The following is a 16,442-nucleotide window of genomic DNA, read 5'->3' on the forward strand; positions in this document are numbered from 1 at the left end:
ACGCAATGTCGGCATCTCCACGGTTGAGCCAACAGCCACGCGGCTCGACTCCCTGTCTGAAGTCACTTGCGGTGGCGGCTTGCAAATTCATGCTGTTTTTCGAGCGCCGCGGCCAGGTCCTTGACGACCTGGGTTTTCGTGATCTTGGCCGCCGTGTCATTAGCCGCAAGCAGCATTGTAAGTGGCCTTTCGCCGATGTGTTTTTCCGCCAGCGCAAAAGGCGCGCCAGCCATCCAACGTCTCCCCCAGACATCAGTGTTCGTCAATTGGTGGCCTGCTAGCAAGGCCGAGCCTGGCGCGTTAGCCATCGGCGAAATTCTCGGCGGGACACTGTATCTTGAACCGATGAACTGTCAGTTTGCCGTCCTCCACAATATGAACGACCCATCCCCACCGCAACGCTTGACGCGCACGTCGTTTGGTTCGCCAGCCACCATCGCTGCCCCTCATTTTCGTCGCCCTGGACCGAGACTGGAAGTCGCTCCATGCACGGCGAAAAACACGGGACCTTACGTTACGTCAAGCAGAGATTTTCTGATGGCTGATGGTTTGTCGATTTGACCACGGCGACAATTTAGGCCCCGAACGTCCGGGCGCGCGGTATCTTGCGCTCGGATCGATTTAGATGCCCAAATTTTGCATTTTAATACAGCCTTAATTATCCGCATCTAATGTGAGTGGGAACGCGTATTCAGTTCGAGTAACTCTGCAAAAAAGCCCGCCGCTCTCGCCCGCAAGAGTGGCGGGTTTTTCGGTTGGGAACACTGGTGCGGTCGGTGCGGATGCTGCCTCAGCACAAGCGCCGTGGGCGTCTTTCTTCCCTCCCCCTTTCCACCAATGTCACGATGCTACTTTTCGCGGCGAAGCGCTGGTCGAGGAGGAAGCTGAACGCGCCAACCGAAGTCCCCGGCTCTCTGATGCTGGGCACCGGGCCGTCCCCCTAAGCACGCGCTTTGGCGCCGCGGGGGTGCTCGGGCAATCGTTTCGGTCTCGACGAGATCGTTGCAGAAGAACAGGAGAACGCCTGCCCCACCTGCCAGTTCGATTCTGCTGCTTTACATGCGGCTAGTCTGTTCGCAGCCATCGGTGAGCGTGCCGGACCGGACTTCTCCGAATGATCGATTCCAATCTTCGGGATAGAAGAGATCAAGGACAGGCTTGGCTGCGTTTCAGGTCAGGATCGCTCGCTCATGCTACATCGAGCATGGATGTGCCCAACTGCGGTCGGATCAGAACGCGCAAGACGGGATGAGTCCCTATTGACCACAGTGCAGGACGAGCATCGCAATAGTCTTGACGGGGCTTTATTGCTTTCAGCGGTAACCGCCACTATGTAGCGACACTTCGCCGACTGTCTTTCAAGCCACCCGGAGAGTTTCATGACAGAAGAAGCCGACAACACCGTCGCCGTCCTCATCGAGCTCACCGCCGATGTCGTCTCAGCCTATGTCTCCAGCAATCCGGTCCCGGTGGGTGAACTCCCTGCCCTGATCGGCCAGGTGCACGCGGCACTCAAAGGCACGGCCGGCGCCAGTATTTCCGCAGAAGAACCGGAGGTTCTCAAGCCTGCCATATCGATCAGGAAGTCGGTGACGCCGGACCACATCATCTGCCTTGAGGACGGCAAGAAGTTCAAATCGCTCAAGCGCCATCTGTCGACCCATTATGGGCTGACGCCGGACGCATATCGCGCCAAATGGGGTCTGCCGGCTGATTATCCCATGGTCGCGCCGAATTACGCCGCCACGCGCTCGGCATTGGCCAAGACGATGGGTCTCGGACGCAAACCAGTAGAGCCGGAACAGCCGGCACCGGCGAAGCGGACCCGCAAGAAGGTCGCAGCTTGATTTCAGCAATCGAGCTTTGTTCTGGGGTACGCAGTTGCCATTGGCTCTGTCCGGAATATGAAAAGGCGGGGTCTATCCCGCCTTCCCTTTCAAGCCGCTTGGCTTCCCCGGGACTCCGCGCAGCCTTGCAGCAGCCTGCATTTCGCGCGACCGTCAGTACATCCGGGCGGACCGCGTCCATCCGCTGTTGACAGGAGCCAGGGGAAAAAATTTCAGCCAGCTTTGCTGAGGCTGCCAGCTGAGGACTTTCCGGTGCGGCGGTCCTGTTCGATTTCATAGTTGATCTTCTGGCCATCAGCGAGGGTCGAGAGGCCTGCTCGTTCAACGGCGGAAATGTGGACAAAAACATCCTGACCGCCATTGTCGGGCTGGATAAACCCAAATCCCTTTGTGCTGTTTAACCACTTCACCGTTCCAGTCGCCATATGCGTTTTCCTTTGTAACAAATGCAACGTCGGCAGGCCGTCAGGCCAGTCCCGATTCATAACCGAAACTTCTGCGTCAGGGCAGTAAAAACGAGAAAGTTGCAAGGCCGGTTTTGACCGGCGGCTGCAACCTCTCATGTATCGTCCAGCACCCCCCGTTGGGGCTCACGTCACGACACGCCTTGCGGCCCCGATGCGATACCTGAGAGGGACGGCGCTGCAAGCGCTACGAGCCGGGGCGACGAGAAGTTGATCGCTTGGGGCAAATGGGGGCCCAGGACGAAGCCGGTATAGAACGGTTCGGCCTCGCCGGTTCAGACGGAAGCGGGCCGTCGGCCTTTCCCGCGGCAGGTCCACCCGGCCCAAGGATGCACGATTTTCGTGAGAGGTGGTCCTATGCAAAAGCCACACGTGGGCAGTAGATGTCCCCCCGGCCGGACAGGCCAAGAGCTTTAAGGAATCGACATTGCCGCTGCTCCCGCCTTTGATCCGCCACCTCAAATCTCCTGACCTGTTTGGCAGCCTTGACCGCCTGCCGGCGCTTGGCAAACCAGTCAGTGAGCGCACATTTGTGGTCCTCACCCATCGACAGGCGAAGTGCTGGCAGAGCTTCCCGACATGGGCGTCGAGGAGACACGCACTGCGATCGATAGAGCATATAGAGCGCAGCCTGGATGGGCGGCATTGACGGCCCGTGAACGCAGCGACGTTCTGTGGCGCTGGCATCAGCTGATTATCGACCACGCCGATGACCTTGCCGCGAGTATTGACCGCGGAAATGGGCAAGCCCCTTGCCGAGGCTAACTCGGAAGTGTCGCATGCGGCGGCGTACCTGCAATGGTACGCCGAAGAGGCCAACCGCATCTATGGCGAGACGATCTCCGCGCCATCGACGGACCGTCGCCTGCTGGTGATCAAGCAGCCGATCGGCGTCGTCGGCACGATTACGCCGTGGAATTTCCCGGCCTCCATGGTGGCGCGCAAGATCTCGCCGGCCTTGGCCGCGGGCTGCACGATCGTGCTGAAACCCGCTGAACAGACGCCGCTCGTGGCGGGTGCAATGTTTGCCCTTGCGCATGAGGCTGGCTTTCCCGAAGGCGTGGTCAACCTGATCTATGCGTCTGAAGGCGATGCCGTCGGCCGTGAACTCTGCACAAACCCCAAGGTCCGCAAGATCAGCTTCACCGGCTCGACCGAGGTCGGCCGACTGCTCATGCGCCAATGCTCGGACCAGATCAAGAAGGTCAGTCTCGAGCTCGGCGGCAATGCGCCTTTCATCGTCTTTGACGATGCAGTCGTCGATGCGGCAGTCGACGGTGCTATCCAGGCCAAGTTCCGCAACGCGGGTCAAACCTGCGTTTCCGCAAACCGCCTTTACGTCCAATCGGGCGTTCACGATGAATTTGTCGACAAATTCGTGGAGCGGGTTCGCCAGCTCCAGGTTGGTGACGGTTTCGATCCAGGTGTCGCCATTGGCCCGCTGATCGACAGGCATGCGCTCACCAAGATCGAATCGCACATCGCCGATGCCGTCGCAAAAGGCGGTACAATTCGCCGCGGGGGCGAACGCATTGGCAAGGATGGCACGTTTTTCCAACCGACGGTCCTCACTGAAGTCTCCAGCGAGATGACCATTGCGCAAGAGGAGACATTCGGGCCGCTGGCCCCAACCATTCGCTTCGACGATGCGGATCAGGTTGTGCACGAGGCCAATGACACGATCTACGGCCTCGCCGCTTACTTCTATGCCTCGAACCTGCTGCGTGTCTGGCGTGTGGCCGAGGCATTGGAGTATGGCATGGTGGGCATCAACACGGGACGCATGTCATCGGAAGCCGCACCCTTCGGCGGGATGAAGCAGTCCGCCATCGGACGGGAGGGTTCGCGCCACGGGCTCGAGGATTACCTCGAAATGAAATACCTCTGCATGGGCGGCATCTGAAGCATCCGCATGTCAGCCGTCAGATCTTTGCTCTCAAGCTTCCGCTCGCCACCCGAGAACCGAATTCGAACTGAAGAGCCATCATGGTTGCAACCCAAACAGCTGTCCCTGATGGTCAGTCAGCAGTTCCTGAGCATCCCGGCTTTCTAATCGCCGCGAAGTATCTTTGCTTCAAGCGCGGCTGCCACGAAAGCTCTTCGAGCCGCTGCTGGATAAGTCTCCCCACGCAACACCTGCAGACAGGCGTCCATCGCGGCCTTCCGTTTCACGGTCTGACGTTGAAGATCCCGTAGCAAGATAGCGGCCGCGTCATTGACCTCGAACACGATCCGCTCTGAGCTGTGGTGGCTAACCTGAACAACGACTGGCCTCTCAAATCTGCTCAAGCCGGTCATTTCTCCGCTCCTGTGAGGCGAATAGGCCTCGGTCGCACTTCTTTGCCGAGCCGAATCGGCTCGCTGCATCTTCGTCGCTGAACTTAGCCACTCGCGACCGATGTGCGGTTGTCTGATTCACGGCGAGATTGCGTGAGACTGCCGTTTTGCCGTTAATGTCGAGACCTGTTCCTGCTTTCGGCTATCCCTGAAATCCCGACACAATGCCCCCCTCAGCGTGCCCCGTGCCAGACTCCTATACCTGCACTTTTCCACGGCCGGACTTGCAGGCAGAGAGCCATTGCATGGCGGAAATTGCATCTTCCAATATGGCGGCCCGTTTCGCAAAGCCGAAAAAGGCATTGCGCGCTGCGCTTACAGGTTTTCGCCCATCGTATGCGTCATAGCAGGTCCTGAGGGCGGCTTCGTGGATCAGGTCTCTGCGATCTTCTGGCCATTCATTGAGGAAGTCGACGGCGTCCGCAAGGCTGGCAATCTCCTGCACGATGTAGGTTGCACGCTTCACAAAAACTGGGCTGCTGAAAGCCTCTGGGTTCATTCGTTCCTCCCGACCTGCTGAACAGCTGGTTTGCGTGAACAGGTGCCTCATCGACAACTCGCCGACCATTGCAGAATGTGTTGTCAGAGCAATGACGGTTTAAGAGGAAAGCAGCGGCGTACGAAACGCTTGATACATCCTCCGGCGTTGACCCGCCACCAGGATCCGGCACCGCCTCTCGGGAAAAGGTGGCTCATATGAATGCCGAGAGATCGCGCGATCTCCAAAACTGGCCTCAGCCTCAAACGTCGCTGCGACCAGCCGCTCCTTCTCCTCCCGAAACCAGCGCCGGCGCCGCTCGACCGACGTGATCACCTCGATCTGATGCTTCGTCACAGGGCTACTTCCAGTGCTCGCATGGACTTGCGGCCTTCAGCCTACCTGAGCAAGGCGGTCGTCACCGTCGAGATACGAGACAACCAGACCATCGCCGCCAAAGTGTCGGTCCTGCTATTTAAGTATCTAGCTCCTGACCAACCGGCTCCGCGGCAATGCCAGGAATTTCGCTTATCCGGACAGGTTTCCCGATTAAATAGCCTTGAGCTTCATCACATCTGACGCATCGCAGATAGTCGAGCTGTTCGGGAGTTTCTACGCCTTCGGCTGTTACCTCAATTCGAAGCTCATGTGCCAACTCAACCAATGATCTTACAATCGCGGCACAGTCCGCATCGGTGAGCATATCCTGGACAAAAGATCGGTCGATCTTGAGCCGCGAAAGCGGCAATTTACGAAGATAGGTCAGTGATGAATAGCCGGTGCCAAAATCGTCAAGAGCAACTGTGACGGATAGGGAAATTAACGATTGTAATAATGAAATCGTTTCTTCAAAATTCGAAATCAGCACAGTTTCTGTGATCTCGACCTCGAGTCTTCGGGGGTCCAAACCGGCTTCAGCCAAGGCCACTACAATTCCATCCAGCAAGGCTTTATTCCTAAGCTGCACTACCGACAAGTTGACGGAGACCCGCAAGTCGCGCGGCCAGCGCGCCGCTGCCAAACAAGCCGTTTTGACGACCCAGTGTCCGATGGAGTGAATCAAATCCGTTTCTTCAGCGATGGGTATGAACTCTGTCGGAGGGATCTGGCCAAGGGTCGGATGCTGCCATCGCAGAAGCGCTTCAAAACCTCGGATGCGATCGCTCCCGAGGTCGAGAAAGGGTTGAAATGCGAGCCAAAGCTGGTCGTTGGCAAGCGCAGATGCCAGATCGCGTTCAAGGGCATGGCGCCTGGCAGCAGCTTCATCGTCGCTTGGGCTGAAAAACTGGATGGACCCCGCCCCCAGCGTCTTAGCCCTGTGTAGCGCGGTATCGACGCACCGCAGGAGTTGGTTGGCATCCAAACCGTCAGTGGGCGCCAAAGCGATACCTATAGAGGCCCTGCAATATATTTCGCGCCCTTCGATCAAGAACGGGGCGCGCATGGCCTCTATGATCTGTTTGGCCAAGGACCTGATTTGATCTGGCCTGATATCGCGCGTAGCGATTATTGCAAATTCGCCGCCCTCCAATCTCGCAATGCCATCGCTCTCCCGCGTCGATCTCCGAAGTCTCGCAGCCACTTCAACCAAAAGGGCATCCGCCATGGCTCGGCCAAAGCGATCATTCACCTCGGCAAAATTGTTAAGATCGAACAAAAGCAACGCAAAGTGCTGGTCAAACTGCTTTGCGTCCACCAACGCGTTCTCCAGCCGCTCGTTGAAGCTGAACCGGTTTGGCAAACTCGTTAGAACATCCCTGCGAATGGCATTTTCGCTTTCCGCTTGCAGAATGAAGCGTCGGGTAAATTCGACCGCGTGAGCGAGCACTGCGCGAAACAGCGTGATGGCGTAGCTCACTATCAGGATTGCGACGAGCAGATTGATGGCGCCTTCCACCCACGCAATCGCAAGCATCGAACCGACGAAGATCGGCAGCGTATACGCGACGGCCGCAATGGGAATCGTGTAAAAAGAAGCGGCACCGCCCGCGATCATCCCGGCGCTCAGGCAGGTAATGACAACCTGGGCGGCACTTGTTGCCCCGCTGAAGAACAGAACGGGAAGTGCTCCCCACCAAGTGCCGAACAGGAAGGCGTTCCGCACCAGGTTTTGTGTTGCTCGGCGAGACACCGACCGGGTTTGACTGACTGAAACGATGATCTCGCTCTTAGGCCTACGAACCCAGCGGCGGCGATGATGACACTCGCCCAGAGGATGGCTTTCGTTTGGTCGGGCGAGCCCCAAAGCGCCATAACAAGAGTGGCCGCATTGAGTATGTTCGCAACCATGCCAAGAGGCGTGTTGCGAAGCACGATACTGACCTGCTCCGCCCTGATTCGGCCGGCAAGTGGTTCGATCGTCGAGGGCCCGCCAAAAGCCCGCAAATCTCCCGCCAGAAGGTCACCGAACCTTGCGGCAGACCGACGCTGCATCACTCTTTCACTCCCCCGCGCTAGAGTAGGTGCTTCGTGTGGGTCCCTAGCACAGAGCAATTCGGAAAAAGTAAATTTCAACCGCGAAATTTGGATACCCAAGTTGCGAAGCCAAGAGCTCCCAAAATTCAAAGATAGCGAAAATCGCGATGCTCCCTTAGGACATAGCCGACCTAACCTGATCCATGTTTTCGTAATTGTGGCGGTTGGCGAATCGGGCTTTCTGTTTCGACGCATGCCAGGCTAAGCTGGCTCAATGAGCCGGCTTATACTCGAAGGGATCGAAATTCGTCGATGGTTTCGATCTCGCCGTCTTCGAGTTCGTCGATCGGGAGAAAACCGCTATCCCGACCGCGTACGTCTCGATGCAGAATGGGCGCGCCGGGCGCGCCGTAAATGGGAACGCCTGATTGTAGGCTTTGCAGTATGTTTGCCTCAGGCTACGGGCGTGAGGCGGACCCAGCGGAGGCCGTCTATGTCGAGCTACGCTTGCGGTCGACGATGTCGCCGGCGGAGCTCGAGGTCCAGCGCAGGGGCTACGCTGCCGCTCTACACTGACGACCGGTGATCCAGGCAATCGAGCAGGGTGCCCACGCACCACCCCGCGCGTCTGGATCAACGACAATGAGGGCTGTGGAACAAGCCTGGTCAGCGCCACCTCTTGCGACTTCTCAACCCGGTGAAGGGAAGCCGAGGCGATGTGCCCCAAGTGCGGCTTTGGGATTGCCGAGCGGTTGTCGAGCGGCAATCTGTGCCCGGCCACTCGTGCCACCCGGCATGCTTCCATCAACAGCATGAATCGATCGCTCGTGATCGATTCCGAAAATGCGTTGGACGCGTCTGATGCACTCGGGAACATGGAGGTATGGATAGGAGCGGCCACCATCTTCATTGCATTCTGAATCTTTTGCGGCTTCGCGATGGGCCCAGCAAAGGCGACTGCGTGGGCGATATGATCGTCATGACGATCATGCTGACAGGACAAGAGATCGGGAGCGTAGGCCCAGGCGTCGGAGGTGAGCAGCTCTCGTCATGGCTTGGACGGCGGCAACGTCTCCGAAAACCTTTGGAGAATGCGTGGCTGCGGGTGGACGAAGGCGTGCGCTCCGCCTAGAGGACACTCGCAACTCCCCTAAATCCACGAGATCACCATGAGGCAGCCGCAGCGCCCCTTTGTCGTCGAGATCAAACAGAAGCGTGAGCTCGTGAAGCGGCCACAGTCGATCTGGGGCGGCATCGACCTGGCTGCCATCGCGAACGAACTCTCCGAAGCGAAGAAGGAAGGTGCGATCGCTGAAGCGACGCCGCAGCCGATTTTTGCCGAGGATGGTCGTCCACAGCCCATGCCTACCACCGGCGAAGCTGCATCCGATGCCAAGGACGAGATCGTACCCGACGGATCGCTTCCCAAGCCGCCGACGGTTGAGGAAGCGCCGATGGCGGAAGCATCGCACGAACAGACTGGGCGCAGACGAACCCGCAAGTTAAAGCGGTGGCAGAAAGATGTTTCTTTGCCGCGAGGTCAACGATGGAAGCGGCGCCTGCCATGGGTCCTCCGCCAGAGCCGGGCTCAGCGGTAGGTCGACTGCGCCAGGATTGAAGCCCTTGTCAAACTGTTCACGACAGACGCAGCAGTGCGTCCAAGTAACGAAGACGTCCGTACTGGCCATCCATCAGCTCCTCTCGGAGTTCGGTGCGAGAATGAAATCGAAAACGGGCTCAGGCAGCTGGCCAGGCATCGGCTCTCGCAAAGCAGTCGGGAACGTTGTGGCCGCTTCGGCCTCTGCCGCGAGCGCGGCAGGTGTGATTCCGAGTGCGGCCTCAAAGGGCCGGCTCGGCAGAAGCGCCACCCGACGAAAAAGCCCTGCAGCTCTTGCCGCATGCCGCAAGGCAGCGGCCCGCTTTCCCTCGCGGATCTTCACCCCGGCCGCCGCCAACAGGATCAATGCCTTGAAGAACAGGCGATGCTGGGCGCTTTGTTTCGCAGCATGCCAAAGAGGCTCCCAAGCCTCATGAGCTTCCCAGTAATACCCGTGGTTGAAAAGGTCGATTCCCCATCGGAACACGTTTGAACTGAGTGATTCCTCGACTGTAACAAGGGTGACCGGGTCGCTTTGATAACTGTGACCCAACGGGTCGCGAACCGGATGTGGATGTTTGCCAGGCAGGTATGCGTAGCCCGGAAAATTCTTTTCAGGCAGCAGGCGAGGACGTGACATGGACCCAGCAATCATGAAAGCGCGTTGGTGGCAATTCCAGATAAAGCAATCGCTTGCGCCAGAGTGCCAGCGGTAAAGAAATATCTTGCGCTGCCCCGACAAAATGCGCTCATGGTGCCATTCCTCCATGGGCACGTGGGCCGGGAGGGCACCTCTAACACGACCGATAGACCAAGGGAGGGCTCAACCCAATGAGCAGGGTGGCGCGCGAAGATGCGAGTCCGGCTTCGTCGGCGACATTTGCGCCGCTCGAGAATGCGACCTTTCGTTCGATCTGGCTTGCCACACAGGTCGCCAGCCTTGGCTGGCTCATTCAAACCGTCGCCATCAGTTGGCTGATGGCGACCATTTCGACGTCGGACGTCATGGTCGCCTTGGTGCAGGCTTCGACCACACTGCCCGTATTCGTCCTGTCGATTATCGCCGGGGTCCTGGCTGACAACTACAGCCGCCGCAATCTCATGTTCGCCGGCTGGTTGCGCGATAGCATTGTCCTCGGCGATGCTGACTGTTCTTGCGGCCGTGGGGATTTTCAATCCATGGATGGTTCTCGCATTCAGCTGTTTGGCCGGAGCGGGAGCCGCGTTCACCGATCCTGCCTGGCACGCGTCGGTGGGCGATATCTTGCGAAAACGCGAAGTCCCAGCCGCGGTCACGCTGATCTCGGTTGGATACAACGCCGTTCGAAGCGTCGGCCCGGCGCTCGGTGGCATCGTCGTTGCCTCCTTTGGACCTCTGACAGCTTTCGCTGTGGCGACGCTGACCTATGTAGCGCTGCTGTGGACCATAGGGCGCCGCAAATGGGATGTTCGCGCCTCACCTCTCCCGCGCGAGCCATTGACCACTGCTATTCATGACGGAGCGCGCTTCACGGCCCTGTCGGCGGAGATCAAGGCGGCAATCGCGCGTGGTGCGCTTTTTGGCCTGACCAGCATCTCCATACTCGCGCTCCTGCCTCTCGTTGCCCGCAATCAACTAGGGGGAGGACCAATCGTTTATGGTGTCCTGATGGCCGGCTTCGGAACAGGCGCCTTGTGCGTCGGCATTTGCAACAATGTCTTGAGGCGGTCTCTGTCCCAGGAGCGGCTGACAACACTGGCATGCATTGCCTGTGCGGCGTGTTGTCTGTCTCTTGCTCTCACTTCCTCAGTGGTGGTGGCGGCTATTGCGCTGGCGCTCGGCGGCGCGGGCTGGGTCGTCACCTGGACGGGGCTCGACGTGAGTGTCCAATTGGCAAGCCCAAGGTGGGTCGTCGGTCGCACGCTCTCGATCCACTATGCCCTTTCGTCTGGCGGTATCGCGGCCGGCAGTTGGCTGTGGGGCACGGTGGCCGAGAACTATTCGCTTACCTTAGCCCTCGAGGTTTCCGCTGTCGCGCTCGTAATGGTCGCGGCCACCGGGTTGCTGATGCCTATCCGTCAATGGCAGGACTCTGATCAGGATCCTTTTGGCTTCGAAACGCCGCAGCTCGCTCTCGACCTGAAGCCGAGAAGCGGGCCGATCGTCGTTAAGATCGAGTACTCAATACCGGAGGCAAACGTCGAAGCTTTCCTGGACCGGATGCAGGAACGACGGCGCGTGCAAAGCCGCGTCGGTGCGCGGCACTGGAATCTCCAGCGCGATCTTCAGGATCCTTCGCTTTGGACAGAAACCTTTCGCGCGCCGACCTGGATGGACTATCTGCGCCTGAACCATCGCCTGACGACCGCGGACAAGGAGTTGGATCAACATCTGTTCGAATTGAACATGGGAATTGCGCCTCGTACCAAGCTTTCAATTGAGCGACCGACCGGGGCAACCCGCAAGCGGGATCAATCGACGCGATTTTTCTTCCGGCTGTGATCGCAGGCTCTGGGTTGGTACGGCTTGGAGGGCGAGGCGAAATGACCGGCTTAACAAAATTTGAGAGGCCAGTCGTGATTCAGATTGGTCGCCATCGCAAAGAACGTTTCGTGTTCGATGTCAATGATGCGGCCACCATCCTCCTGCGGGATTTTGGTCTCCAGACGGAGAAGCGCAGGACAGCTATGGATGCCTGTCTGAAGGTACTACGAGGTGAGGCCTATCCACCCACCGCCCGCAGGGCCTTCGTCACGGCCGCGCGCGAAGCAAATATCCTACGCGGCGATTGACGGGTCAAAAATCATATCGTTCATGAGTTCCTCTATCAGCTGAACGAGCGTTTAAGACGTCGCGCCCGCGTCGTCCGACGCTGACCGAAGCGGCGTGAAAATATGTAAAGAGCCGCTTTGGCAGTCAAGAATGCACCGGTCTGCGTCTTCGGCAACGCCCGCAAGTAGCGGAAAGTCTTCGCCCGAAATCAGTCCGATCTCCTGGGTGAACGCGCCGATCTTTTGAATCGCGCCCTTAAGCTTCGGTCCGACACAGCCGCGGTCGGCGAAGACGTGTCGCAGCCACGGCCCGCGTTCGAGAAAGTTCTTGAGGTATTCGTGCAGCACGAGGTGCAGCCCACTCGCGCAAATTCATGTCAGCTTCATAAATCCGTTGCTGCGATTTCGTGAAATGGCCAAGACCACCAGCAACGAGATGCTCCTGAAGACGATTGCGGCTCTGCAAGCCAATGCCGAAGCCGGCTTCACGCACCTCGAAGCTTTGGTTGCCGTGAAGTCGCCGTCCGAGTTCTTCGAACTGCAAAGCGCATTCCTGCGCAAACAGATCGAGAAGTCCGCTGAGCAGGCCAAGGCCATCCAGGCATTGATGTTGAGAGCTAGCGAGGAACGTATCCAAGCCGATCAAGGATGCCTTTGAGAAGGCTTTGAAGGAACGCAAGGCCGCCTGATTCTTTAAGGCAACCCGAGACCGAAAGTCAGTACCTCGTCCACTGAGACACCTCGCGCCGGTCTTCTTCCATCTGGTCGGACGGCTTTGTCTGCCCGACCGCATCGCAGTGACGTCGTCCTCACGATTTTCGGCGCCTCTTGGCCTCTAGTTCCGGTGGGCATTAGTCGCGGTTCTCCTCGCTGTAGCGGACAAGCCGCGCGATTTGTTCATGCAATGAGATGGTGCGCGACCAGTCGGGGAATGCACCGCTTGTCGCCGTCTCGACAATCGCGCTGCGCACCGGTTTGGGGGGCTCCTACCAATGCACGAAGGTCGCGGCGACCCCAGCCGCTTGGCGGTCGACGATGCGCGACAAGTCGCGTGCAAGTCGTGTTGGGGACGCTGACACCAAGGTACGTGCGCCTCAATCGCGTCCACCCATTCACAAAACCGGCTCCGTGGAGTACGGGGAACGCAGAGAAATCTCCGGTCGCAGCCTTACCCGGTCAAAACAAGGACTCAAACCATGAATGCCCTCGTCATCTGCTCCGGCGGATTGGATTCCGTTTCGCTCGCTCACAAGGTGGCGACCGAGCAGAAACTCATTGGCCTGCTTTCGTTCGATTACGGCCAGAGGCACAAAAAGGAACTCGGCTTTGCCTCTATCTGCGCCAAACGGCTGGGTGTTCCGCACCAAATCGTCGATATCCGCGATGTCGGCCGGAACCTGAGCGGCTCGGCGCTGACTGATAGTGTGGATGTGCCCGACGGGCACTATGCCGAAGACCCTATGAGGATCACGGTGGTGCCGAACAGGAACGCCATCATGCTGGCTATCGCCTTCGGGGTTGCCGCCGCGCAGCAAGCCGATGCGGTGGCCACTGCCGTGCACGGCGGAGATCATTTCATCTATCTCGATTGCCGGCCCGCTTTTATCGACGCCTTTCAGACGATGCAGAACCACGCGCTCGCAGGTTACGCCGATATCCGCCTTTACGCCCCCTATGTGAATATGTCGAAGGCCGACATCGTTAGCGAGGGGGCAAAGTACGCCACACCGTTCGAGGCGACGTGGTCCTGCTACAAGGGCGGCGCACGTCATTGCGGTCGCTGCGGGACATGCATCGAACGGCGCGAAGCATTCGATCTAGCCGGCATTGCCGATCCGACAGACTATGAGGACGCGGACTTCTGGCTCCACGCTGTCCAGACAAGGAGCGCGTGATGTTTCGCATTACCAAAGAGTTCCACTTCTCGGCCTCGCATCAGCTCACCTCCTTGCCATCCGATCATCAGTGCGCGCGTCTACACGGCCACAACTACATCGTCGTAGTGGAACTTTCAGGTGGAGAACTGGACGAACATGGCTTTGTGCGCGACTACCAAGACCTGGCGGCGCTCAAGCACTACATCGATGGGACGTTCGACCATCGGCATCTTAACGACGTCCTGGGGCATGACCGTGTCACAGCGGAATGTCTGGCCAGGCACTTCTACGACTGGTGCAAGGTGCGGTTACCACAAACCTCCGCCGTGCGGGTGAGCGAGACGCCGAAAACCTGGGCGGAATACCGGCCATGACCTGCGCGTTGCAGCCCGGAATCCGCGTGAGCGAGATTTTTGGGCCGACCATTCAGGGCGAAGGAATGCTGATCGGCCTGCCGACGGTGTTCGTAAGAACGGGCGGGTGCGATTATCGCTGTTCCTGGTGCGACAGCCTGCATGCGGTGGACAGTCGCTTCCGCTATGATTGGGAGATGATGTCAACCGATGATGGTCTGGCAAAAGGTCATTTCGTTTTCCGGCGGTCAGCCCGTGATGGTGTCGCTGTCGGGCGGCAATCCGGCCATCCAGCCGCTTGGCCGGTTGATCGAGCGCGGGCATGGTGAGGGCTACCGCTTTGCGTTGGAAACCCAAGGCTCGGTGCCTAAGCAATGGTTCGCGGATCTCGACGTGCTGGTGCTCAGCCCCAAGCCGCCCTCAAGCGAAATGACGACAGATTGGGCCGTGTTCGACACCTGCGTCGAGGCTGCGCAGGATAAGCCGCGGATGGCGCTCAAGCTCGTCGTCTTCGACGATGATGACTATGCCTATGCCAAAGACGCGGCGGCGCGCTACCCGCAATTACCCGTCTATCTGCAGCCCGGCAACCACACGCCGCCGCTTCCCGGTAACGAAGACGCGTTCATCGACATGGCCGGCGTGATGAAGCGAATGGAATGGCTGGTCGAAAAGGTGATCCGTGACAGGTGGTTCGAGGCGCGTGTACTGCCGCAGCTTCATGTTCTGCTCTGGGGGAACAAACGGGGCGTCTAGCCACGCGGAAGGATTGCCGATGACGAGCAAGACAGACATCTAAAGCAATCTCACCCAATTGGGCGATAGCAACGTCGGTTCGGCAAGCCCGAAATGCCGTGCTGGAAAAGGTTTCGAATCCGCATGATGGTTCGCCTATCGTGGGCGCTTCGCCGCTCCTCTAGGGGTGACTTGTCCCCGACGCATGCGCGAGCTTTTCTGCCCGGTCTGATTGGCCGCCGATCAGCGCCGCGGGCCAAATGCGCTTGACAAAATAGCGCCGGCCCGTTCAATTCGGCGCATTCACCAGGGGAGTCCCGGCAAGGGGCTGAGATACTGCTGGCTTTCGCGGCGCAGTGACCCGTTGAACCTGATCCAGTTCATACTGGCGTAGGGACGGTGCAAGCGCTTTTGCGGGAGTTTACGCCCGATATCCTGTTTCGGCAGGTCGACAGAAGCGTCTTTTCATCCTTCCGGCACAGAACTGGGTCTCCAATGCATGAGCAAAGGAGCCTCACGATGAATGCCCTCACCCCCGCCGTATCGACGGGACCGCTGCCCGCCTCACGGAAAATCCACAAGTCCGGCGTCCTTTATCCGCACATCAAAGTGCCGATGCGAGAAATCTCCGTCCATCCGACGGCGGGTGAACCGCCCGTCACCGTCTATGATCCGTCCGGCCCCTATACGGACCCGACTGTCGAAACCAGCATCGAAAAAGGCCTTGCCCGGCTTCGCCATGAATGGATTACGGCACGCGGCGATGTCGAAGCCTATGACGGCCGTCATGTCCGGCCGGAAGACAACGGATTCGCGGCGGGCGAGCGCCTGACACCGGAATTTCCCGTTCGCAACCGGCCGCTCAGGGCCAAGGCCGGCAAGGCGGTGACCCAGCTTGCCTATGCGCGCGCCGGCATCATCACGCCAGAAATGGAGTTCGTAGCCATCCGCGAGAATCTCGGCCGCGAGGTGATGCGCGGCAAGCTGCAACGCGACGGCGAAGCCTTCGGCGCGGCGATCCCAGATTTCGTCACACCCGAATTCGTGCGCGACGAAGTGGCGCGCGGACGCGCAATCATTCCCGCCAACATCAACCATCCAGAGAGCGAACCGATGATCATCGGGCGAAATTTCCTGGTGAAGATCAACGCCAACATCGGTAACTCGGCTGTCACATCATCGATGGCCGAAGAGGTCGAAAAAATGGTCTGGGCGATCCGCTGGGGCGCGGACACGGTGATGGACCTGTCGACCGGCCGCAACATCCACAACATCCGCGACTGGATCGTGCGCAATGCGCCGGTGCCGATCGGTACGGTGCCGCTCTATCAGGCGCTGGAAAAGGTCAACGGCATCGCCGAGGATCTGAACTGGGAGGTCTACCGCGACACGCTGATCGAGCAGGCCGAGCAAGGCGTCGACTATTTCACCATCCACGCCGGCGTGCGGCTGCACTACATCCCGCTGACCGTCGACCGGGTCACGGGCATCGTCTCGCGCGGCGGCTCGATCATGGCCAAATGGTGCCTGCACCATCACCGGGAGAGCTTCCTCTACGAGCATTTCGAGGAGATCTGCGACATCGCCA

12 protein-coding genes, 5 pseudogenes and 1 riboswitch are annotated in these 16,442 nt (G+C 58.9%); of the genes and pseudogenes, 10 read left to right on the forward strand and 7 right to left on the reverse strand.

Annotated elements, in window-relative coordinates:
- Nucleotides 1-62: 62 nt before the first annotated feature.
- Nucleotides 63-233, reverse strand: a complete 171-nt coding sequence (locus EN862_RS36420; protein WP_167498768.1) for a hypothetical protein — start codon at nt 231-233, stop codon at nt 63-65.
- Nucleotides 234-1,379: 1,146 nt separating this feature from the next.
- On the opposite strand from EN862_RS36420, the gene EN862_RS34385 reads away from it, so the two are divergent.
- Nucleotides 1,380-1,847 (forward strand): MucR family transcriptional regulator, encoded by a 468-nt coding sequence (locus EN862_RS34385; RefSeq protein WP_126101871.1) that lies wholly within the window; start codon nt 1,380-1,382, stop codon nt 1,845-1,847.
- 212 nt (nt 1,848-2,059) lie between these two features.
- Here EN862_RS34385 and EN862_RS34390 read toward each other — a convergent pair whose 3' ends face one another.
- A complete protein-coding gene (locus EN862_RS34390; protein WP_126101872.1) occupies nt 2,060-2,272 on the reverse strand; it encodes a cold-shock protein in 213 nt (70 codons plus the stop codon).
- Between the two features lie 511 nt (nt 2,273-2,783).
- Here EN862_RS34390 and EN862_RS34395 point away from each other — a divergent pair.
- Nucleotides 2,784-4,214 (forward strand): annotated as a pseudogene (locus EN862_RS34395) (NAD-dependent succinate-semialdehyde dehydrogenase).
- Between the two features lie 146 nt (nt 4,215-4,360).
- Here EN862_RS34395 and EN862_RS34400 read toward each other — a convergent pair.
- The 3 genes from EN862_RS34400 to EN862_RS34410 all read right to left on the reverse strand — a co-directional run bounded on the left by EN862_RS34400 (nt 4,361) and on the right by EN862_RS34410 (nt 7,230).
- Nucleotides 4,361-4,609: a DUF982 domain-containing protein gene (locus tag EN862_RS34400; protein ID WP_126101873.1), complete on the reverse strand. Its 249-nt coding sequence runs from the start codon at nt 4,607-4,609 to the stop codon at nt 4,361-4,363.
- A 235-nt stretch (nt 4,610-4,844) separates the two neighbouring features.
- The gene (locus tag EN862_RS34405) at nt 4,845-5,147 is read right to left on the reverse strand and encodes a DUF982 domain-containing protein (RefSeq protein ID WP_126101874.1); all 303 of its coding nucleotides are present in this window, start codon (nt 5,145-5,147) and stop codon (nt 4,845-4,847) included.
- A 454-nt stretch (nt 5,148-5,601) separates the two neighbouring features.
- The gene (locus EN862_RS34410) at nt 5,602-7,230 is read right to left on the reverse strand and encodes an EAL domain-containing protein (RefSeq protein ID WP_245460087.1); all 1,629 of its coding nucleotides are present in this window, start codon (nt 7,228-7,230) and stop codon (nt 5,602-5,604) included.
- Between the two features lie 1,480 nt (nt 7,231-8,710).
- Between EN862_RS34410 and EN862_RS34415 the strand changes: the two genes are divergently transcribed.
- Nucleotides 8,711-9,139 carry a hypothetical protein gene (locus EN862_RS34415; protein ID WP_126101875.1) on the forward strand — a complete coding sequence of 143 codons (429 nt, stop codon included), beginning with the start codon at nt 8,711-8,713 and terminating at the stop codon, nt 9,137-9,139.
- Between the two features lie 93 nt (nt 9,140-9,232).
- Here EN862_RS34415 and EN862_RS34420 read toward each other — a convergent pair whose 3' ends face one another.
- Entirely contained in the window at nt 9,233-9,907 is a 675-nt protein-coding gene (locus tag EN862_RS34420; RefSeq protein WP_245460088.1) for a DUF309 domain-containing protein, read from the reverse strand.
- 62 nt (nt 9,908-9,969) lie between these two features.
- Between EN862_RS34420 and EN862_RS34425 the strand changes: the two are divergent.
- Together EN862_RS34425 and EN862_RS34430 are read left to right on the forward strand one after the other, a co-directional pair.
- Nucleotides 9,970-11,620: pseudogene (locus EN862_RS34425) on the forward strand (MFS transporter).
- Nucleotides 11,621-11,661: 41 nt separating this feature from the next.
- Nucleotides 11,662-11,910, forward strand: a complete 249-nt coding sequence (locus EN862_RS34430; RefSeq protein ID WP_126101876.1) for a DUF982 domain-containing protein — start codon at nt 11,662-11,664, stop codon at nt 11,908-11,910.
- 195 nt (nt 11,911-12,105) lie between these two features.
- On the opposite strand, the pseudogene EN862_RS37160 reads toward EN862_RS34430, so the two are convergent.
- Nucleotides 12,106-12,222 (reverse strand): annotated as a pseudogene (locus EN862_RS37160) (IS5/IS1182 family transposase); the annotation flags it as partial.
- A 76-nt stretch (nt 12,223-12,298) separates the two neighbouring features.
- On the opposite strand from EN862_RS37160, the pseudogene EN862_RS34440 reads away from it, so the two are divergent.
- From EN862_RS34440 to EN862_RS34460, 5 genes and pseudogenes are all read left to right on the forward strand, one after another.
- A pseudogene (locus tag EN862_RS34440) lies at nt 12,299-12,578 on the forward strand (phasin family protein); the annotation flags it as partial.
- A 507-nt stretch (nt 12,579-13,085) separates the two neighbouring features.
- Nucleotides 13,086-13,784 (forward strand): 7-cyano-7-deazaguanine synthase QueC, encoded by a 699-nt coding sequence (gene queC / locus EN862_RS34445; protein WP_126101878.1) that lies wholly within the window; start codon nt 13,086-13,088, stop codon nt 13,782-13,784.
- A complete protein-coding gene (gene queD, locus EN862_RS34450; protein ID WP_126101879.1) occupies nt 13,784-14,140 on the forward strand; it encodes a 6-carboxytetrahydropterin synthase QueD in 357 nt (118 codons plus the stop codon). Before queC ends, queD begins: the two co-directional genes overlap by 1 nt.
- Nucleotides 14,137-14,875 (forward strand): annotated as a pseudogene (gene queE, locus EN862_RS34455) (7-carboxy-7-deazaguanine synthase QueE). The gene queD and the pseudogene queE overlap by 4 nt, the downstream one beginning before the upstream one ends.
- A 277-nt stretch (nt 14,876-15,152) precedes the next feature.
- Nucleotides 15,153-15,269: riboswitch (TPP riboswitch) on the forward strand.
- 104 nt (nt 15,270-15,373) lie between these two features.
- On the forward strand, nt 15,374-16,442 hold a 1,069-nt coding region (locus EN862_RS34460; RefSeq protein WP_189342946.1), incomplete at its 3' end, for a phosphomethylpyrimidine synthase ThiC.

This window comes from Mesorhizobium sp. M2E.F.Ca.ET.219.01.1.1, assembly GCF_004016445.2.
Lineage (GTDB): Bacteria > Pseudomonadota > Alphaproteobacteria > Rhizobiales > Rhizobiaceae > Mesorhizobium.